This window comes from Paracoccus sp. Arc7-R13 (assembly GCF_004010775.1).
GTDB lineage: Bacteria > Pseudomonadota > Alphaproteobacteria > Rhodobacterales > Rhodobacteraceae > Paracoccus > Paracoccus marcusii.
Genome location: NZ_CP034810.1, coordinates 2,821,935 through 2,841,087 on the forward strand (window position 1 = coordinate 2,821,935; position 19,153 = coordinate 2,841,087).

Sequence of the window (19,153 nt, forward strand, 5' to 3'; positions counted from 1 at the left end):
CGCCGGGGGCGCGCGGCCGCGATCAGCCCGACACGCCGCGCAGCCGGATGATGCCGTCGGCATAGGGTTCGAACCCCTCGATCCCCTGGCGCACCGTGTAGAAGTACTTGATGTGGTACAGATAGATCAGCGGCAGATCCTGTTTCAGGATGTCGCGCGTCTGGTCGTACAGCGCCTTGCGGGCCGCGGTGTCGGGTTCAGACCGGGCCTGTGCCAGCAGGACGTCGATCTCCGCATTGCGGTAATGCTGGTCGTTGTTGGCCCCGTCTGACCCGACAAAGGGGTGGATGTTGGCATCCGGGTCGATCCGGCCCGACCAGCCCTGCAGCGACATGTCGAAATTGCCGGCGACGTTCTCGGACAGCAGCGTCGCGAACTCCGTCGCGCGCAGAGAGATGTCGAACCCCGTCTCGGCCGCCATGGCCTGGATCACCTGGCCGACCTGCTGGGCGATGGGGTTGTTTCCGATCTGCATCTCGACGCGGATGGGGGTCTGGACACCCGCCTCGGCCAGCAGGGCGCGGGCGGCATCGGGGTCGCGCGCGGGGATCGGATCGCGGTCGTCGTAATAAGGGGTGCCCGGCGCGGCCCATTGATTGCCGACCACGTATTCCCCCTCGAACACGACCTGGTTCAGCGCCTGGCGGTCGATGGACAGCGACAGCGCCTGGCGGACGCGGGCATCGGCGCCCAGCGGCGCCTCCGCGCGGGGTCCGTTGCCGACGTTGATGGTGATGCCCTGATACCCGATGTTGGGCACCTCGAACAGCTGCAGGCGGTCGTCGGCCCGCACGCCCGGCACGTCGGCGGGGGCGGTGCGTTCGATGATGTCCAGATCGCCAGACCGCACGTTGGCCAGCCGCACCGTCGTGTCCGGGATCGGCAGATAGATCACCCGGTCGTAATGGAACTGGTCCGCGTCCCAGTGATCGGCAAAGCGTTCCAGCACGATCCGGTCGCCCTCGACCCGGTCGACAAAGGCATAGGGGCCCGAACAGACCGGGGCCCGGCCAAAGGCGGCGCCCGCCGTATCGGCGGCATCGGGCGAATACATCCGCCCCGCGTGATGGGCCAGCTGCGCCAGCAGCGTCACGTCGGGCGCGGTCAGCGTGATGGTCAGTTCATGATCGCCCGTAGCCTGGACCCGGTCGATCGATCCCAGCTCCGCCTTGCGGCGGCTTTCCTGCATCGTCATGTTCCGCTCCAGCACGCGGCGGGCGGATTGCGCGTCAAAGGGTGTGCCGTCGTGATGCGTCACCCCCTCGCGCAGCGTCAGGGTCAGCGTCCTGCCGTCATCGGACCAGGCCCAGTCGGTGGCCAGTTCGGGGATGATCTCCATGTCGGCATTGGTGTTCAGCAACCGGTCGCACAGCGATTCATAGACCAGCGAGGACACGAAGGTCCGCGACTGTGCGGGATCCAGCGAATCCGGGTCCTCGTTCAGGCCGATGCGCAGGTCGGCGGCGACGGCCATGCCGCCGATGGCGGCGGTGCCCAGGGCCGTGGCCAGAAAGGTGGTCAGCTTCATCGATGTCTCCCGATCGGTTCCGGCGCTTGGCGACGCCCTGTGCGGCCAACCCGAAATGGGACCGGATCATTAGTGTATACTAAGGTTCACGATCCGCGACTGGCAACCGTGATGCGTCTGCGCCTCGAAATTGCACATCCTGCAAATTTCTTTCGGTCGGGGCATTGATGCTGGCCGACGATATCCTTAGCTAGCTAACGAACCAGCCGAAAGGACGCGTCATGCCCCGCGAAAGCCCGATCCTTGATACCCTGCTGCGGGTCATGCGGACCCTGCGGCGCAGCTATGATCGCAGGGCGCGGGACGTGGGTCTGACCCTGTCGCGGGCGCGCGCGCTGACGACGCTGGCGCATCACGACGGCATCACCCAGACCGAACTGGCCGCCGAACTGGCGATCGAGGCGCCGACCCTGAAACGCCAGATCGACGCCCTGGTCGCCGGCGGTTTCGTCGAACGGCGTCCTCTGGATGGCGACGGCCGCAAGAACGGGCTGGTCGTGACCGAACGCGGTCGCGACAGCGCCATCGTCGAATTCACGCACCGCCTGCGCGGCGAAGTGCTAGAGGGAATCGATCCGCAGGACCTGGACCGCGCGGCCCAGGTGCTGGACCGGATCGCCCGCAACATCGAACGGATGGACCGGACATGAGCGCCCCTGCCGCACCCCCGCCGCCGCATCCGCCGCTGCCCGGATTGCAGGCCGTGGCCTATATGCTGGCCGCCACCGTGATCGGCCTGTCGCAGGGCCTGCAGCAGGGCTTCGTGTCCACCAGCCTGCCCCAGCTTGCGGGCGATCTGGGCATCACCACGACCAGCGCGGCCTGGCTGCTGGCGGTCTACATGATCCCGCGCGCGGCGCTGCCGGTGCTGCTGATCAAGATCCGCACCCAGTACGGGCTGCGGCGGTTCGCGGAACTGGGGATTATCCTCTATGCGCTGGTGGCGCTGGCGTCGCTGTGGGCGGTCGATTTCCGCTCGGCGCTGGTGCTGCAGTTCCTGGCGGGTGCCGCCGCAGCGCCCCTGTCGACGCTGGCCTTCCTCTACATGCTGGAGCCCCTGTCCCCGCAGGCCAAGATGACCTTGGGCCTGCCCTTGGCGATGACGGTGCTGATGACCGGACCGACGCTGGCCCGCGTCGTGGGGCCGTACCTGATCGGCGACGGGGGCATGACGGCGGTCCATGTGACGGGCCTGGGCATGGCGCTGGTGTCGCTGATGCTGGTCTTTTGCCTGCCCCTGCGCCCCATCCCCCGCCAGAAGGTGATCGAGCCGCTGGACTTTGCCAGCTTCGTGCTGATCGGCGCAGGCTTCGGCGGACTGATCGTGGCCTTTGTCATGGGGCCCATCTACAACTGGACGGATGTCGCGTGGATCGGCTGGCTGCTGGCCGGCGCGGCGCTGTCTCTGACCCTGGCGGTGGTCGTGGAGCTGAACCGCACCGCCCCCCTGCTGGACATCCGCTGGCTGGCCAGCCCGGCCATCCTGCACCTGACCGGCACGCTGTTCCTGTTCCGGCTGATCCTGTCGGAACAGTCGGCGGGCGCGCCGCGCATGTTCCAGGTGCTGGGTGTCGCGCCCCAGCAGATGACCGTCCTGTTTGCCGTGATCGCCCTGGCCAGCCTGATGGGCGCGCTGGCCTGCATCGCCTGGATGCGGCCCACCCGCGTGCCCCAGTTCCACCTGGCCGCCCTGCTGCTGATCGCCGCTGGCGCTTGGCTGGACAGCGGCGCCGGCGTGCTGACCCGGCCCGCGCAGATGGTGGTCAGCCAGGCGCTGATCGGCTTTGCCGCGATGCTGTTCATGCCGCCCGCGATGATGGCGGGCCTGCTGTCGGCCCTGGCCAAGGGGCCGCAATACATCTTGTCCTTCGTCATCGTCTTCATCTCGACCCAAAGCCTGGGCGGCGTGCTGGGGTCGGGCCTGTTCAACACCTTCACCACCCGTCGCGAGGCGCTGCACCTGCAGGACCTGTCCGTCCAGCTGACCGCCACCGATCCGGCAACGGTCGCGACCCTGGCGGGCCGGGCCGCGATGCTGGCCGCCCAGATCCCCGATGCCGCCGCGCGCCGCGCGCAGGCGGCGACCGATCTGGGCCAGCAGGTCGCGGCCCAGGCCTGGGTCAGCGCCTATGCCGATGCCTATGCGCTGACCGCGCTGGCCGCCCTGCTGGCGGCGGCCGTGCTGCTGCTTCACCTTTTGCGCGACGTGATGGCCCGCCGGGCCGCCGTCCAGAACACCGGAACCACGCCATGAAGAAAGAGAACCTTGTCCCGACCGCCATTGCCCTGATCCTGGGCCTGGCGGGCACGCTGCTGCTGCTGTTCGCATGGGGCCTGCCGCCCTTCTCGACCGCCGCCCCCCAGACCGAGAACGCCTATCTGCGCGCCGAGGTCACGATGATCGCCCCGCAGCTGTCGGGCTATGTCACCGCGGTCGAGGTCGAGGACTATCAGACCGTCGCGAAGGGCGACGTGATCGCCCGCATCGACGACCGCATCCCCCGCCAGAAGCTGGCCCAGGCCGAGGCCCTGCTGCAGGGCGCCCAGGCCGCGCTGAAGGTCGCCGAACAGGACGTCGTGTCGGCCGAGGCCGTGGCCCGCGCCGAACAGGCGGGCGTCGAGGCCGCCGACGGCGCGCTGGAGAATGCCCGATCGCAGGCCGACCGCGCGGGGCAGCTGCTGGACCGGGGCGTGACGTCGCAGTCGTCGTCCGACCAGGTCCGCCTGGCTCTGCAGCAGGCCCAGGCCGCCCGCATCCAGGCCGGCGCCCGCCTGGACGTCCAGACCGAGGCGATCCGTTCGGCCAATGTCGCGCTGGACGCCCGCCGCGCCGACATCGCCAGCGCCGAGGCCGCCGTCCAGCTGGCCCGGATCGAGGTCGACAACACCGTCATCCATGCCCCCGCCGACGGCAGCCTGGGCCAGATCGCCGTCCATGTCGGCCAGTACGTGACCCCCGGCACCGCGCTGGTCCCCCATGTCGGCACCGACCTGTGGGTCATCGCCAACTTTCGTGAAACCGCGATGCGTGGCCTGGCGCCGGGTTCGTCGGTCAGCTTCACCGTGGACGCGCTGCAGGACCGCCGGTTCACCGGTCAGGTCGAATCGCTGTCGCCCGCGACCGCATCGGAATTCAGCCTGATGGCGGGCACCGCAAGCGCCGGCAACTTCACCAAGATCGCCCAGCGCCTGCCGGTGCGCATCACCATCGATCCCGACCAGGACCGCGCCGCCCTGCGCCCCGGCATGTCTGTCGTGGTCCGCGCCGGGTCCTGACCCGCCGACGGCCCGGCACAGACCGGACCGCACAGGGGGGCAGCCGGCCCGGGGGCGCGGCAAGGACGCAGTCGGCGCGCACGCGCAGCCGGGCCGGGACGCAACCGGAGTGCCTCCAGGCCGGGATGATGCGCTGGCGCGGACCAGACCACTCACGGCGCCGGGCCGGTTTTTCCGCCACCACGGGTTGAAGCCCGCCACGGGCGGCACTATGGCCCATGCCGAAACGTCAGGGCGCAGGAAAGCTGTGCCAGAGGAGGCATCGGTGAAATCATTGGCATCACTTTCGCGGTTCGTCGGCAATACCTTTGCGGCCTGGGTCGTCCTGTTCGCGGTCCTGGGCTTTCTGCTGCCCGACCTGTTCCGCCAGCTGACACCCTGGATCGTCACCCTGCTGGGGATCATCATGTTCGGGATGGGGCTGACCATCTCGGGGCGCGACTTTGCCGAGGTGCTGCGCCGCCCGGTCAATGTCGGCGTGGGCGTCGCGTCGCAGTTCCTGATCATGCCGCTGCTGGCGGTGGCGCTGACCATGATCATCCCGATGTCCCCCGAGGTCGCGGCGGGCGTATTCCTGGTCGGCTGCTGCCCCGGCGGCACGTCGTCGAACGTGATGACCTATCTGGCCAAGGGCGACGTGGCGCTGTCGGTCGCCTGCACCAGCGTGACCACATTGATGGCGCCGATCGTGACACCCTTCCTGATGCTGATGCTGGCCAGCGAATACCTGCCCGTGGATGCCTGGGCGATGTTCCAGTCCATCGTCAAGGTCGTGCTGTTCCCGCTGGCCCTGGGATTTGCAGCGCAAAAGCTGCTGCCGGCCTTCGTGCGCGCGGCGGTGCCTGCCCTGCCCTTGGTCAGCGTGACGGGCATCGTGCTGATCGTGGCCGCCGTCGTCGGCGCATCCAAGGGCGCGATCGTCCAGTCGGGGCTGATGATCTTTGCCGTGGTCGTGCTGCACAACATGCTGGGCTATCTGATCGGGTTCATCGCGGCGCGGCTGGCCGGGCTGGACCTGGCCGCGCGCAAGGCCATCGCGATCGAGACCGGCATGCAGAATTCGGGCCTGGCCGCGGCACTGGCCACCGCCTATTTCTCGCCGCTGACGGCGGTGCCGGCGGCGATCTTCAGCGTGTGGCACAACATTTCAGGCGCGCTGGTGGCCAACATCCTGTCGCGGATGAAGGCCCGCTAGATCCGCCTCAGCGCCCCGTGATGCCCTCGATCTGCGGCAGCACGCGGGGCTGGGTCACCAGTTCCGGGCGGCGGCGTTCATAGAACGCGTTGCCGCCCGCCGTCACGACGTAATGCATGTTGTTGTAGGACGCGCGATAGCTGGCCGCGTGAAAGAACTGGGCGTTCTGGATCATCGGATGGCGTTCGCCGCGCAGCACGGACACGGCCGCCTCGCGCAGGCGCGGGGCCGACGCGCGGTCCATCCGCTTCGTCAGGACGCCGGGCGCGAACTGGTTCTTCTGCCCCACCACGCCGCAGACCGACCGCGGATAGTTGCCTGACTGGACGCGGTTCATCACCACGCTGCCCACGGCGATCATCCCGTCCCGGCTGGACCGGTTCGATTCGAAATACATGGCGCGTTCCATGCATTCCAGTTCGCTCTGACGCTTGAAACCGCCGCAGGCGGCCAACGACGACAGCACCGCCAGCAGCGCGGCGCCGCGCAGCATCCCCTTCGAAAAACTCATGCCTGTCCCTGCCCTTGCAGCCTTGTTGTTTCGCAAGGCTTAGCAGCAGGCGGGCCGCGCGGACAACTGCCAGAGCGCATCTGAACTATGTCACATCCCTGTTGACAGAAGTCACCCGCGCCGCTTAGCGTGCAAATGTCAGAGGGAGACTGACATATGTATCGGCACGCCTGGTGGGCGTCCGGCATGGGGGGACGACATGACCACGCCGCTGTTGGAGGCCTCGGGCTTTCGCAAATCCTTCGACGGCGTTCCCGCGCTGAAGCTAGGCCAGTTCCGGCTAGAGCCGGGATCGGTGCATGCGCTGTGCGGCGGCAACGGCGCGGGCAAGTCGACCTTCCTCAAGATCCTGATGGGCATCCATCACCGCGATGCGGGAACCCTGCTGCGCAACGGCCACCCGGTGGTGTTCGACAACCCGTCCCAGGCCCTGGCGCACGGCATCTCGATCATCGAGCAGGAGCTGAGCCCCGTCCCGGCCATGACCGTGGCCGAGAACATCTATCTGGGCCGCGAACCGGTGGGGATGTTCGGACGCATCGCGTTCCGCGAGATGAACAGCCGCGCCCAGGCGCTGCTGGACGGGTTCCAGTTCGGCATCCGCGCGGACAGCCTGATGATGGACCTGACCGTGGCCCAGACCCAGCTGGTCGAGATCGCCAAGGCGCTGAGCTATGACGCCGAGGTCATCATCATGGACGAGCCGACCTCTGCCCTGGGCGAGGCCGAGGCCGACCAGCTGTTCGCCGCCATCGACACGCTGAAGACGCGCGGCAAGGGGGTGATCTATGTCAGCCACCGCCTGTCCGAGATCTTCGGCGTCTGCGACAGCTATACCGTGTTCCGCGACGGCAGCTTCGTCGAGACGGGCAGCCTGGCCGACATCGACAAGGACCACCTGATCCAGCTGGTCGTGGGCCGCCCCCTGACCGAGGAGTTCGTCAAGGAGAACACCCCGCAGGCGCGCCGCCTGCTGTCGGTCGCGGGTCTTGCCGCCGATCGCGGCGTCCGGGACGTCAGCTTCGATCTGCACGAGGGCGAGATCTTGGCGCTGTACGGCCTGATGGGGTCGGGCCGGACCGAGATCTTCGACCGACTGTTCGGCCTGTCGGCCGAGACGGCCGGCACCGTGACCATCGACGGGCGCCCCGCCCGCATCACCACCCCGCGCGAGGCGATCGAGGCCGGGCTGGCCTATGTGACCGAGGACCGCAAGCGATCCGGCCTGGTCCTGACCGGCGACGTGCGCGAGAACCTGTGCCTGGCCACGCTGGACCGCATGTCCGCGGGCCCGGTGATGAACGCCCGCGCCGAGGGCCGCGCCGCCACCAGGATGATCGAAACGCTGAACATCCGCACCGCGTCGGACCGGCTGAACGTCGCGCATCTGTCGGGCGGCAACCAGCAGAAAGTCGTGCTGGGCAAGTGGTTCCTGACCGAGCCGCGCATCCTGCTGCTGGACGAACCCACGCGCGGCGTCGACGTGGGCGCGAAGCGCGAGATCTATCGCGTGATGTCCGATTTCGCCCGCGCGGGCGGGGCGGTCATCATGGTGTCATCCGAGACGGACGAGGTGCTGGGCATGGCCGACCGCGCGGTCGTCATGCGGGACGGGCGCGTGGCGGGCGAGTTGGATCGCGCCGCGATGTCGGCCGAGAAACTGCTGCATCTGGCGGCCTGACGCGCCGGGACGGACGCCGTCGACGGATGCATGAACGGGAGAGAGACAGGGTGGAAGACCAGATCAAGACCGCAGCGCAGCCGCGCCGCATGATCCCGGCGCGGATCGGACGTGACGCGCAGCGATACGGCATCCTGATCGCGCTGGCGCTGCTGTGCATCGTGCTGTCGATCGTCAGCGAGAATTTCCTGACCTCGCGCAACATCATCAACGTGCTGCGCCAGACCTCGATCAACGGGATCCTGGCGATCGGGATGACCTTCGTCATCCTGACGCGCGGCATCGACCTGTCGGTCGGATCGGTGGTCGCGCTGGTGGGCGTGGTCTCGGCCAGCTTCGCCACGACCTCGGCGGCGGGGTTCATTCCCGGCGCGCCCTACATGCCGCTGATCCCGATCGCTGTGGGCCTGATCACCGGCACCGCGATGGGCGCGCTGTCGGGGATCGCGGTCGCGCGCTTTGCGGTCCCGGCCTTCGTCGCGACGCTTGGCATGCTGTCGGCGGCGCGCGGGCTGACGCTGATCTATTCGGGCGGGCGGCCGGTCCCGGCGCTGACCGACGGCTATCGCTGGATCGGGACGGGCGACATCGCGGGCATCCCGGTGCCGATCATCCTGTTCGGCCTGGTCTTCGCGCTGTCGCATTTCGTGCTGACCCGGACCCGCTTTGGCCGCCACGTCTATGCGGTGGGCGGCAACCCCCATGCGGCCAAGGTGTCGGGCCTGCCCGTCCGCGCCATCCGGTTTTCGGTCTATGCCATATCGGGCGCGCTGGCGGGCATCGCGGGGATGATCCTGGCCGCGCGGACCGGCTCGGCCCTGCCCCAGGCGGGTGTCGCCTATGAGCTGGACGCCATCGCGGCGGTCGTGATCGGCGGCACCAGCCTGGCGGGCGGCGTGGGCCGGGTCACCGGGACCGTCATCGGCGCGCTGCTGATCGGGGTGATGAACAACGGCCTCGATCTGCTTGGGGTCGAATCCTATTACCAGCAGGTGATCAAGGGGGCGCTGATCGTGGCCGCCGTCATGCTGGACCGGTCCCGCAAGACCGAAGACTGAGATCCGGCGCGTGCCGGGACATGGTGTCACCGAGGGAGGAAACCAGATGACGACGAAGATGATGATGACGGCCAGCGCATTGGCGCTTGGCCTGGGTCTGGGCGCGGCGCAGGCGCAGGACGACCCGATCAAGATTGGCATGGCCGCCTATGGCCTGAATGCCGAGTTCATGCAGCTGTGGTCGGCGGCGGGCGAAAAGCACCCGGCGGTCGAATCCGGCATGGTCGAGCTGACCATCTTTGACGGCCGCTATGACGCGCTGGTGCAGCAGGACCAGTTCGAGACGATGATCACCCAAGGCTTCGACGCGATCGTCTTTGCGCCGATGGACGTCGAGGCCGGCGCCACCGCCGTCCAGCTGGCCGTCGATGCGGGCATCCCCGTCGTCGGATCGAACGCGCGGGTCAACAGCGACCTGCTGACCGCCTATGTCGGATCGAACGACGTCGAGGCCGGCTATCTGGAGGCCAAGGCCGTCCTGGACAAGATGGGCTGCCAGGGTGCGGTGGTCATCATCGAGGGCCCGATCGGCCAGTCCGGCGAAATCCAGCGCGGCGAGGGCAACGAGAAGGCCCTGGCCGAATGCCCCGACGTTAAGATCTTGGAACGCCAGACCGGCAACTGGTCGCGCGCCGAGGCGCAGGCCCTGATGGAGAACTGGCTGACTGCGCATGGCAACGACATCAAGGGCGTGATCGGCCAGAACGACGAGATGGCCCTGGGTGCCATCGAGGCGATCAAGGCCGCCGGCATGGACGTGGCCGATTTCGCGATCGCGGGCGTGGACGGGGTGACCGACGCGCTGAACGCGGTCAAGGCGGGCCAGATGGATTCGATCCTGCAGGACGGCGAGGCCCAGGCCCTGGGCTCGATCGACGTGGCGATCAAGGCGGTCAAGCCCGACTATGAGCCCATGTCGGCGATCTGGGAACAGTATCCCGACATGCCGTGGAACAACGGCGCGGACAAGGAATACAACGTGCCCTGGACCCCGGTGACGGCCGAGAACGTCGACGCACTGCTGGCCACGCGCCAGTAACGACCACCCCCTTCGGCGGCACGCCTGCCGGAGGGGCCACCTGACCCACGAAAGGACTGCGGATGGCCGCTTCACTTGATTTCAGCCTGGGCGGCCGGACCGCCGTGGTGACGGGTGCCGGATCGGGCATCGGCGCCGCCATCGCGCAGGCCTTTGCCGCCCAGGGCGCGCGCGTCGCGCTGCTGGACATGAACCTGGCCGCCGCGACGAATGCCGCGGCCGCCCTGCCCGACGCGCAGGCCTTTGCCTGCGACGTGACCGACGCGGCCAGCATCGGCGCGGCCGTCGATGCGGTGACGCAGGCCTTTGACGGCATCGACATTCTGGTCAATTCCGCGGGCATCGTGGACCTGGCCCCGGCCGAGGATCTGAGCGACGGCGCCTGGACGCGCACCATCGCCGTCAACCTGACCGGCAGCTTCCTGATGGCGCAGGCCGTGGGGCGCGGGATGATCGCGCGGGCCAAGGGCGGGCGCATCATCAATCTGGCCAGCCAGGCAGGCTCGGTCGCGATCGAGGGGCATGTCGCCTATTGCGCGTCGAAGTTCGGCATCGTCGGCGTGACCAAGACGCTGGCGCTGGAATGGGGCGGGCACGGGATCACCGTCAATTCCATCTCTCCGACCGTGGTGATGACCGATCTGGGCCGCAAGGCCTGGGAGGGCCCCAGGGGCGAGGCGATGAAGGCACTGATCCCCGCCGGCCGCTTTGCCGAACCCCACGAGATCGCCGCTGCGGCGGTGTTCCTGGCATCGGACGCGGCGGCGATGATCAACGGCGTCGACCTGCTGGTCGACGGCGGATACACGGTGCGATGATGGGGGACGACATGACGACCAAGGCGATGCAGCGTTTCGTCAACGACCCCGACGACATCGTCGACGAGACGGTGGCGGGCTTCATCAAGGCGCATCGCGACCTGGTGCGCAAGGACCCGGCCAACCCGCGTGTGGTCCTGTCGCGCTTTGCGCCCCAGGACGGCAAGGTCGGCATCGTGACCGGCGGCGGGTCGGGGCATGAGCCGGCCTTCATCGGCTATGCGGGCCGCAACCTGGTCGATGCCGTGGCCGTCGGAGAGCTGTTCTCGTCACCCACCGCGAAAAGCTTTGCCGATGCGATCCGGGCCGCCGATGGCGGTGCCGGGGTCGCGGTCCTCTACGGCAACTATGCGGGCGACAACATGAACGTGCGCATGGCCGCGGGCATGGTGGCCGAGGACGGGATCGAGGTCGCGACCGTGGTGGCCAATGACGACGTCTGTTCCGCCCCCGCATCCGAACGCGCCAAGCGCCGCGGCGTGGCCGGAGAGATCTTCATGTGGAAGATCGGCGGCGCCAAGGCCGCGCTTGGCGGCACCCTGGCCGAGGTTCGGGCCGCGGCCCAGCGGGCGATCGACGCCTGCCGGTCGGTGGGCGTGGGCCTTGGCCCCTGCACCCTGCCCGCGGTGGGCCATCCGAACTTCCAGATCGCGCCCGGCACGATGGAGGTCGGCATCGGCCATCACGGCGAACCCGGCACACGGGTCGAAGCGCTGAAGACCGCCGACCAGGTCGCCGACGACATGGTCCGGATCGTGCTGGACGATCACGCCCTGCCCGACGGAACCGAGGTCGCAGTGCTGGTCTCGGGCCTGGGCGCGACCCCCGTGAACGAGCTCTATGTGCTGTACGACCGGATCGAGGTCGGGATGGAACGCGCGGGCCTGCGGGTGCACCGGGCCTTCGTCGGAAACTATTTCACCTCGCTGGAGATGGTGGGGGCCACGCTAACGGTCATGGCGCTTGACGACGACCTGAAGCACCTGCTGGACATGGACTGCGCGGCGCCCGGCCTGACCGTCGCGGGCACACGGCCCGCGCCGGTGGGCGCCCTGGCGGGTGGTCCGCGCCACCGCGCCGCCGCCGCGGCCGCCGACACCGCCCCCCGCGCGCCCGAGGCCGCGGGCCATCCCCGCCTGTCCGTCGCGCAATCGGGCGACATCGTGGCGGAACTGGCCGCGGTGATCGTCGCCAAGAAGGCGCACCTGTCCGAGGTGGACGGCCTGATCGGCGACGGCGATCACGGGATCAACATGGCCAAGGGCTTTGGCCGCGCGGCCGAACGCCTGTCGGGCCAGCCGCTGGACGGGGCCTTCCTGGTGCTGTCGGACGTGCTGATGTCCGAGATCGGCGGATCGATGGGGCCGCTTTACGGTTTTATGTTCCGCGACATGGGCCGCACCATCCGCGACCGCGCCGCCATCGACGCGGACGGGTTCCTGACCATGCTGCAGGCCGGGCTGTCCGCCGTCACCGCCACCGGCGCCGCCAAGGTCGGCGACAAGACCCTGATCGACTGCCTGGACCCGGCCATTGCGGCCTTCGACGCGGCACGACCCGACGGGTTCGCCGCCTCCTTGCGGGCGATGGCGCGGGCGGCGCAGCAGGGGCGCGACAGCACCGTCGACATGGTCGCCAAGCTGGGCCGCGCGGCGCGGTTGGGCGAACGGTCGCGGGGGGTGCCCGATGCCGGGGCGACGTCCTGCTGCCTGATCCTGACGACACTGGCCGACAGCGTGGAACGCCGCCTGTCGCAGCCGTGACGTGCCGTTCCGGGACCGCTTGCAACCCTGCGGCGGGCCGTGCCAATGAGGTCCGACATGCAGACGTTCTCGCGCCATGATCTGACCGACCTGTTCCGCAGCCTGGCCGAGCGCATGGCCGCGGAACAATCCTATCTGGCCGAACTGGACGGAGAGATCGGCGATGCCGATCACGGCGTGGCGATGGCCGGGGGCTTTGCCGCCGCGGCGCGCGCCCTGGGCGAGGCGGGCGAGGCGGACCAGACGCTGGCACAGGGGCTGACGCTGGCCGCGTCGTCCCTGCACAACGCGGTGGGCGCCACGACCGGCCCGCTTTATGCCAGCGCCCTGCTGCGCGCCGCGTCGGCGCTTGGCGCCGAGACGCAGGTGCCCCTGTCCCGCCTGCCAGAGGTCATCGTCGCCATGGCCGAGGGGATCGCCGCCCGCGGCCAGGGCAAGCCCGGCGACAAGACCATGGTCGATGCCTGGGCGCCTGCCGCCCATGCCGCCCGCGCAGGCCTGCAGGCGGGCCAGCCCGCGGCCGAGGTGCTGGCCGCCGCGGCTCGTGCCGCAGCCGACGGCGCACAGGCGACGCGCGCGATGATGGCCAGCCGCGGCCGCGCCGCCCGCCTTGGACCGCGCAGCGTGGGCCATCTGGACCCCGGCGCGGTATCTGCCGCGGCGCTGCTGGACAGCCTCGCGCACTGGGCCCGGCGCCGTGCGGAGGGGTCGCGCCCATGACCACCACCCCCCGCCAGCCCCTGCGCTTTGGCGAGGACCCGCTGCTGTGGGCGTCCTGGCTGTATTACCAGGAGGGCCTGACCCAGGGCGACATCGCAACCCAGATGGGCGTGTCCCGCGCCTCGGTGAACGCTTATCTGGCGGATGCGCGCACCCGCGGCATCGTCTCGATCGAGATCGACCCCGAACGGTTCCGCGCGCTGAGCCTGGCGCAGGCGATGCAGGACCATTTCGGCCTGACCGACTGCCTGGTGATCCCGTCCGAAGGCGGCGACAGCCCGCTGATCGACCGGCTTGGCGCGGCCGCGGCACAGGTGCTGTCGCGGCTGGCGCGATCGGCCGACACGATCGCGGTGACCTGGGGACGGACCGTCCTGTCGATGGCCAGTCGCGTCGACCGCGCCGGGCTGCAGGACCTGCGCGTGGTGCAGGCGACGGGCGGGACCACCGCCAAGATCCCCTGGACGCCCGAAGCCTGCGCGACGCGGCTGGCGGAATCGATGGGCGCGCGGTGCATCCCGATCTCGGCCCCGGCGATCGTGTCGTCGCCCGACATGCGCGCGCTGCTGCTGCGAGAGCCGGTGGTCGCCGAACAGATGGCTGTGCTGGCGCAGGCCAACCGGATCGTGCTGGGCATTTCCTCGCTGCGGCCGGAAAGCACCATCCACAGCAGCGGCTTTTTCGACGACGTGGCCATGCACGCCCATTACCACGCCGCGGTGGGCAGCATCGCGGGGCGGCTGATCGACGCCCAGGGCCAGCCCGTCGACGGTCCGCTGGAGGGGCGGACCATCGGCATCGACCTGGGCGGTCTGCGGTCCGTGCCCTGCCGGATCGGCGTTGCAGGCGGCATGGACAAGGTCCAGGCGATCCTGGCCGCGCTGCGCGGGAACTACATCAACGTGATGGTGACCGATGCCGACACCGCCCGCGCCATCCTGACCTCCGAAGGGCATGACGACACGCCTGCGCGGCGCCGCGACCAGGCAGCCCAGCCCCTGCCCGAACGCCTGCGGGTCAAGAAGTTCATCAACCGCCCCCAGGACGCCGTGAACGAGACGGTGGCCGGCGCGCTGCTGGCGCATGAGGACATGCTGGCCCCCATCACCGGCGCGCCGCGCGCCCTGCGGGCCACGGGCGCCCCTCGGGCCGGAAAGGTCGGCCTGGTCATCGGCGGCGGGTCGGGGCACGAGCCGGGGTTCTTCGGCTATGTCGGGCGCGGGCTGGCGGATGCGGTGGCGATCGGCAACGTCTTTGCCGCACCGCCGCCCGACCCGATCCTGGCGGCGACGCTGGCCGCGGATGGCGGGGCGGGCGTGCTGCACATCTTCGGCAACTTCTCGGGCGATCTGATGAACTTCGAGATGGCGGCCGAGATGGCCGCCGCCCGCGGCGTGCCGGTGCGCACCATCGTGACCACCGACGACATCGCCTCGGCCCCCGTCGACACGCGGGCGGCGCGGCGCGGGGTGGCGGGCAATGTCTTCGTCTTCAAGGTCGCGGGGGCCGCCTGCGACCGGATGCTGCCGCTGGAAACCTGCGCGGGGCTGGCGCTGCGCGCCAACCAGCGCTGCTACACGATGGGGATTGCGCTGGAACCGGGCGCGTCCGTTGACAGCCAGAAGCCCAGCTTTCGGCTTGGCGCAGGTGACATGGAGATCGGCGTGGGCGTGCATGGCGAACGCGGCATCGCCCGTGCGCCCCTGGCCAGCGCGGACGGCGCCGCCGACCTGATCGTGGACCGCATCCTGGACGAGATGCGCCCCGCCGAGGGCGACCGGGTCGCCCTGTTGGTGAATTCGCTTGGCGGCACGCCCAAGATGGAGCTGTACATCCTGAACCGCCGGCTGCGTGAACGTCTGCGCGCACGGGGCGTGCAGGTGCATCGCACGCTGATCGGACATTACTACACCTCGCTGGACATGGCGGGCGTGTCGATCACCGCGCTGCACCTGGACGAGGAACTGACCGCCCTGATCGACCACCCCTGCCATTCCCCGGCCTGGACGCAGCCCTAGGTGGCCCGTCGCGGCCTGCAACCCAGCCATGCCTTGCCGATCGCCGCGCAAATCGCCATGTTAGCGCCTGACAGACCTGAAAGGATGACCCATGACCGCCCGCCGTTTCGATGCCGTGATCTTTGATCTGGATGGCACCCTGCTGGCCACCGAACAGATGACCATCGAGACCGGAGAGGCGGCGCTGGCCCGCATGGGGCGCGTGGCCCCCGACGGGCTGCTGGCATCGCTGGTGGGCATCGACGAGCCGACCTCGCGCGGGATCCTGCGCGACCACCTGGGCGCGGATTTCGACTTTCCGCACCTGGACCGGATGTGGGCCGAGGCGATGATCGAACGGCGCGACCGCGACGGCATCCCGCTGCGCCCGCATGTCCACACGCTGCTAGACGCGCTGCGGGCGGCGGGACTGCCCTTTGCCATCGCGACCTCCAGCACCGGCGATCAGGCCCGGGAAAAGCTGGCGGCGGCGGGGCTGACCGACAGCTTTGACATCGTGGTGACGCGCAGCGACGTGCCCAGCCCCAAGCCCGCCCCCGACGTCTATCTGCTGGCGGCCCGGCGGCTTGGGATCGAGCCTGCCCGCTGCCTGGCCTTCGAGGACAGCGATGTCGGCGCCATCGCCGCACGCGCGGCCGGGATGACGGTCGTGCAGGTGCCCGACATGGTGCCCCTGTCGGGAGAGAACGCTGACTTTCTGGCGACCGACCTGATCGCGGGCGCCCGGGGCATCGGCCTGCTGGCTGCCTGACCCGGTTGTGGCCCCCGCGGCGCCCCGCTAAGGTGGCGCTGTGCCCGAGGGATCGATGACCGACACCAAGCCCGCCTACCAGGTTCTGGCCCGGAAATACCGGCCCGAAACGTTCGCCGACCTGGTCGGACAGGACGCGATGGTCCGCACGCTGAAGAACGCGTTCGCCGCCGACCGCATCGCGCAGGCCTTCATCATGACGGGCATCCGCGGCACCGGAAAGACGACCACCGCGCGCATCATCGCCAAGGGCATGAACTGCATTGGCCCAGATGGCCAGGGCGGCCCCACGACCGAACCCTGCGGCGTGTGCGAGCATTGCGTGGCGATCGCCGAAGGCCGCCATGTCGACGTGATGGAGATGGATGCCGCGTCCCGCACCGGCGTGGGCGACATCCGCGAGATCATCGAATCGGTGCATTACCGGGCCGCGTCCGCGCGCTACAAGATCTACATCATCGACGAGGTCCACATGCTGTCGACCAGCGCGTTCAACGCGCTGTTGAAGACGCTGGAGGAGCCGCCCCCGCATGTGAAGTTCATCTTTGCCACGACCGAGATCCGCAAGGTGCCGGTGACCGTCCTGTCACGCTGCCAGCGCTTCGACCTGCGCCGGATCGAGCCCGAGGTGATGATCGCCCTGCTGCGCCGGATCGCCGCGGCTGAGGGTGCGACGATCACCGACGACGCGCTGGCGCTGATCACCCGCGCCGCAGAGGGATCGGCCCGCGATGCGACCAGCCTGCTGGACCAGTCGATCAGCCATGGCGCGGGCGAGACCACCGCAGACCAGGTGCGCGCGATGCTGGGCCTGGCCGACCGCGGCCGCGTGATCGACCTGTTCGAGATGGTGATGCGCGGCGACGCTGCATCGGCGCTGACCGAGTTGCAGTCGCAATATGCCGATGGCGCCGATCCGGTCGCGGTGCTGCGCGATATGGCCGAGATCGTGCACTGGATTTCCGTCGTCAAAATCACGCCGGACGCGCTGGAGGATCCGACGATCTCTCCGGACGAACGGTCGCGGGGCAAGGACCTGGCCGACCGGCTGCCGATGCGGGTCATGTCGCGGATGTGGCAGTTGCTGCTGAAGGCGCTGGAGGAGGTCTCCGCCGCGCCCAACGCGATGATGGCCGCCGAGATGGCGATCATCCGCCTGACCCATGTCGCCGACCTGCCCGACCCCGAGGCGCTGATCCGCCGCGTCCAGCAGGCACAGACGGCAGGAGAGTTCGCGCGCGGACCTTCGGTGGCGGGCGCGCCCGCGGCCCAAGCCCCGCAGGCGATGCGCCGCGCCCGCCCCGCGCCGGCGGTCCAGGCGCACGGCGCCGCGGCGCATGCCCTGGCCGTGACGCCCGAACTGGTCGAGAGCTACCCCGATTTCGCGTCCGTCATCGAGCTGATCACCCGGATGCGCGACATGACGCTGCTGGTCTTGGTGGAACGCCACGTGTCGCTGGTGCGCTACAGCCCCGGGCGGATCGAGTATCAGCCCCGCGACAACCCGCCCGCCGATCTGGCGCAGCGGCTGGCCGAGCGCCTGCGCGGCTGGACCGCCGGACAGCGGTGGGCCGTCACCATCACGAACGAGGACGGCGCCCCCACCATCGCCGAAACCCGCGAGGCGCAGGCCCGTGCCGACCGCGACCGTGCGCTGGCCCTGCCCATCGTGCAGCAGGTGCTGGCCGCCTTTCCCGGCGCGACCCTGACCGGCATCACCCGCGTCGCCCCGGAGGCCCAGGTCGCCGACCTGCCCGAGGGTGCGGCCAATCCCCATGACGGAACCGAAGGCCCGGTGGCCGAGGTTGAGGAATGGGACCCCTTCGAGGATGAGGACTGAACGATGATCAAGGGATTGGGCGGCTTTGGCGACATGGCCAAGATGATGAAGGCCGCCAAGGACATGCAGGACAAGATGGGCCAGATGCAGGAGGACATGGCCCGCATCACCGTCACCGGCGAATCCGGCGCGGGCCTGGTGCGCGCGACCTGCACCGCCAAGGGCGAGTTGACCGCGCTGGAGATCGACCCGTCGATCTTCGTGCCGTCGGAGAAGGAGGTGGTCGAGGACCTGATTCTGGCCGCCATCAAGGACGCCCAACGCGCCGCCGAGGAGAAGATGCAGGCCGAGATGTCGCGCATGACCGAAGGCCTGGGCCTGCCCCCCGGCATGAAGCTGCCCTTCTGAGCGGCATGGAACAGGGCAGCGACGACATCCAGGCGCTGATCGCGCTGATGGCGCGGCTGCCCGGGCTGGGCCCGCGATCCGCCCGCCGCATCGTGCTGCAGCTGGTGCGCCGGCGCAGCCAGCAGATGGTGCAGCTGTCGCAACTGCTGGACCGGGTGGCGCAGAACTCGCGCGAATGCGTGGTCTGCGGCAACATCACCGACCGTGACGAATGCGCGATCTGCACCGATCCGGCCCGCGCAACCGGAGAGATCTGCGTGGTTCAGGACGTGGCCGACCTGTGGGCACTGGAACGCGGCCGGGCCTTTCGCGGCCGCTATCACGTGCTGGGCGGCACGCTGTCGGCGCTGGACGATGTGGGACCGGAGGACCTGGGGATCCCCACCCTTCTGGCGCGCATTGACGACGAAAGCATCACCGAGGTGATCCTGGCGCTGAACGCCACCGTCGACGGTCAGACCACCGCGCATTACATCGCCGATGTGCTGGAGGGGTCACCGGTGACGGTGACGGGCCTGGCCCAGGGCGTGCCCATCGGCGGAGAGCTGGATTACCTCGACGACGGCACCATCACCGCCGCCTTGCGCGCGCGCCGCAGGCTGTAACG

Annotated in this window: 17 protein-coding genes; 15 read left to right on the plus strand and 2 right to left on the minus strand. The window is 69.4% G+C overall.

Annotation, left to right across the window (positions count from 1 at the left end; genetic code table 11):
* Window positions 1-22: 22 nt before the first annotated feature.
* A complete protein-coding gene (locus EOJ32_RS13995; RefSeq protein ID WP_127898985.1) occupies window positions 23-1,528 on the minus strand; it encodes an ABC transporter substrate-binding protein in 1,506 nt (501 codons plus the stop codon).
* Between the two features lie 221 nt (window positions 1,529-1,749).
* Between EOJ32_RS13995 and EOJ32_RS14000 the strand changes: the two genes are divergently transcribed.
* The 4 genes from EOJ32_RS14000 (at window position 1,750) to EOJ32_RS14015 (ending at window position 5,999) form a co-directional block, all read left to right on the plus strand.
* Window positions 1,750-2,178 (plus strand): MarR family winged helix-turn-helix transcriptional regulator, encoded by a 429-nt coding sequence (locus EOJ32_RS14000; protein ID WP_045983896.1) that lies wholly within the window; start codon window positions 1,750-1,752, stop codon window positions 2,176-2,178.
* Entirely contained in the window at window positions 2,175-3,782 is a 1,608-nt protein-coding gene (locus tag EOJ32_RS14005; protein WP_127898986.1) for an MFS transporter, read from the plus strand. The genes EOJ32_RS14000 and EOJ32_RS14005 overlap by 4 nt, the downstream gene beginning before the upstream one ends.
* Window positions 3,779-4,804, plus strand: a complete 1,026-nt coding sequence (locus EOJ32_RS14010; RefSeq protein ID WP_127898987.1) for an HlyD family secretion protein — start codon at window positions 3,779-3,781, stop codon at window positions 4,802-4,804. Before EOJ32_RS14005 ends, EOJ32_RS14010 begins: the two co-directional genes overlap by 4 nt.
* A gap of 265 nt (window positions 4,805-5,069) precedes the next feature.
* The gene (locus EOJ32_RS14015; RefSeq protein ID WP_127898988.1) at window positions 5,070-5,999 is read left to right on the plus strand and encodes a bile acid:sodium symporter family protein; all 930 of its coding nucleotides are present in this window, start codon (window positions 5,070-5,072) and stop codon (window positions 5,997-5,999) included.
* Window positions 6,000-6,006: 7 nt separating this feature from the next.
* Here the strand turns inward: EOJ32_RS14015 and EOJ32_RS14020 are convergent, their stop codons facing one another.
* Entirely contained in the window at window positions 6,007-6,510 is a 504-nt protein-coding gene (locus tag EOJ32_RS14020) for a cell wall hydrolase (RefSeq protein ID WP_045984169.1), read from the minus strand.
* A gap of 199 nt (window positions 6,511-6,709) precedes the next feature.
* On the opposite strand from EOJ32_RS14020, the gene EOJ32_RS14025 reads away from it, so the two are divergent.
* From EOJ32_RS14025 to recR, 11 genes are all read left to right on the plus strand, one after another.
* Window positions 6,710-8,191: a sugar ABC transporter ATP-binding protein gene (locus EOJ32_RS14025; protein WP_127898989.1), complete on the plus strand. Its 1,482-nt coding sequence runs from the start codon at window positions 6,710-6,712 to the stop codon at window positions 8,189-8,191.
* A 50-nt stretch (window positions 8,192-8,241) separates the two neighbouring features.
* Window positions 8,242-9,249: an ABC transporter permease gene (locus EOJ32_RS14030; protein WP_232303354.1), complete on the plus strand. Its 1,008-nt coding sequence runs from the start codon at window positions 8,242-8,244 to the stop codon at window positions 9,247-9,249.
* A 58-nt stretch (window positions 9,250-9,307) separates the two neighbouring features.
* Window positions 9,308-10,288 carry a substrate-binding domain-containing protein gene (locus EOJ32_RS14035; RefSeq protein WP_205963219.1) on the plus strand — a complete coding sequence of 327 codons (981 nt, stop codon included), beginning with the start codon at window positions 9,308-9,310 and terminating at the stop codon, window positions 10,286-10,288.
* A 62-nt stretch (window positions 10,289-10,350) separates the two neighbouring features.
* Window positions 10,351-11,106, plus strand: coding sequence for a GolD/DthD family dehydrogenase (locus EOJ32_RS14040; RefSeq protein WP_127898991.1), 756 nt, complete (start codon window positions 10,351-10,353; stop codon window positions 11,104-11,106).
* Between the two features lie 11 nt (window positions 11,107-11,117).
* A complete protein-coding gene (gene dhaL / locus EOJ32_RS14045) occupies window positions 11,118-12,869 on the plus strand; it encodes a dihydroxyacetone kinase subunit DhaL (RefSeq protein ID WP_127898992.1) in 1,752 nt (583 codons plus the stop codon).
* Between the two features lie 57 nt (window positions 12,870-12,926).
* Complete coding sequence (gene dhaL / locus EOJ32_RS14050) at window positions 12,927-13,589, plus strand: dihydroxyacetone kinase subunit DhaL (RefSeq protein ID WP_127898993.1); 663 nt, start codon at window positions 12,927-12,929, stop codon at window positions 13,587-13,589.
* Window positions 13,586-15,607: a bifunctional sugar-binding transcriptional regulator/dihydroxyacetone kinase subunit DhaK gene (locus EOJ32_RS14055; protein ID WP_127898994.1), complete on the plus strand. Its 2,022-nt coding sequence runs from the start codon at window positions 13,586-13,588 to the stop codon at window positions 15,605-15,607. Before dhaL (EOJ32_RS14050) ends, EOJ32_RS14055 begins: the two co-directional genes overlap by 4 nt.
* 91 nt (window positions 15,608-15,698) lie before the next feature.
* Window positions 15,699-16,358 carry an HAD family phosphatase gene (locus EOJ32_RS14060; protein WP_046001056.1) on the plus strand — a complete coding sequence of 220 codons (660 nt, stop codon included), beginning with the start codon at window positions 15,699-15,701 and terminating at the stop codon, window positions 16,356-16,358.
* Between the two features lie 55 nt (window positions 16,359-16,413).
* Window positions 16,414-18,198 carry a DNA polymerase III subunit gamma/tau gene (locus tag EOJ32_RS14065; protein WP_127898995.1) on the plus strand — a complete coding sequence of 595 codons (1,785 nt, stop codon included), beginning with the start codon at window positions 16,414-16,416 and terminating at the stop codon, window positions 18,196-18,198.
* 3 nt (window positions 18,199-18,201) lie between these two features.
* A complete protein-coding gene (locus tag EOJ32_RS14070; RefSeq protein ID WP_045982936.1) occupies window positions 18,202-18,546 on the plus strand; it encodes a YbaB/EbfC family nucleoid-associated protein in 345 nt (114 codons plus the stop codon).
* Window positions 18,547-18,551: 5 nt separating this feature from the next.
* Window positions 18,552-19,151, plus strand: coding sequence for a recombination mediator RecR (recR, locus tag EOJ32_RS14075; protein WP_127898996.1), 600 nt, complete (start codon window positions 18,552-18,554; stop codon window positions 19,149-19,151).
* The last annotated feature ends 2 nt before the right edge of the window (window positions 19,152-19,153 follow it).

What these genes read in the sequence shown, in the direction of transcription:
- EOJ32_RS13995 (WP_127898985.1), bottom strand. Translation starts at nt 1,528, where the DNA reads ATGAAGCTGACCACCTTTCTGGCCACGGCCCTGGGCACCGCCGCCATC.
- EOJ32_RS14000 (WP_045983896.1), top strand. Translation starts at nt 1,750, where the DNA reads ATGCCCCGCGAAAGCCCGATCCTTGATACCCTGCTGCGGGTCATGCGG.
- EOJ32_RS14005 (WP_127898986.1), top strand. Translation starts at nt 2,175, where the DNA reads ATGAGCGCCCCTGCCGCACCCCCGCCGCCGCATCCGCCGCTGCCCGGA.
- EOJ32_RS14010 (WP_127898987.1), top strand. Translation starts at nt 3,779, where the DNA reads ATGAAGAAAGAGAACCTTGTCCCGACCGCCATTGCCCTGATCCTGGGC.
- EOJ32_RS14020 (WP_045984169.1), bottom strand. Translation starts at nt 6,510, where the DNA reads ATGAGTTTTTCGAAGGGGATGCTGCGCGGCGCCGCGCTGCTGGCGGTG.
- EOJ32_RS14025 (WP_127898989.1), top strand. Translation starts at nt 6,710, where the DNA reads ATGACCACGCCGCTGTTGGAGGCCTCGGGCTTTCGCAAATCCTTCGAC.
- EOJ32_RS14035 (WP_205963219.1), top strand. Translation starts at nt 9,308, where the DNA reads ATGATGATGACGGCCAGCGCATTGGCGCTTGGCCTGGGTCTGGGCGCG.
- EOJ32_RS14040 (WP_127898991.1), top strand. Translation starts at nt 10,351, where the DNA reads ATGGCCGCTTCACTTGATTTCAGCCTGGGCGGCCGGACCGCCGTGGTG.
- dhaL (WP_127898992.1), top strand. Translation starts at nt 11,118, where the DNA reads ATGACGACCAAGGCGATGCAGCGTTTCGTCAACGACCCCGACGACATC.
- dhaL (WP_127898993.1), top strand. Translation starts at nt 12,927, where the DNA reads ATGCAGACGTTCTCGCGCCATGATCTGACCGACCTGTTCCGCAGCCTG.
- EOJ32_RS14055 (WP_127898994.1), top strand. Translation starts at nt 13,586, where the DNA reads ATGACCACCACCCCCCGCCAGCCCCTGCGCTTTGGCGAGGACCCGCTG.
- EOJ32_RS14060 (WP_046001056.1), top strand. Translation starts at nt 15,699, where the DNA reads ATGACCGCCCGCCGTTTCGATGCCGTGATCTTTGATCTGGATGGCACC.
- EOJ32_RS14065 (WP_127898995.1), top strand. Translation starts at nt 16,414, where the DNA reads ATGACCGACACCAAGCCCGCCTACCAGGTTCTGGCCCGGAAATACCGG.
- EOJ32_RS14070 (WP_045982936.1), top strand. Translation starts at nt 18,202, where the DNA reads ATGATCAAGGGATTGGGCGGCTTTGGCGACATGGCCAAGATGATGAAG.
- recR (WP_127898996.1), top strand. Translation starts at nt 18,552, where the DNA reads ATGGAACAGGGCAGCGACGACATCCAGGCGCTGATCGCGCTGATGGCG.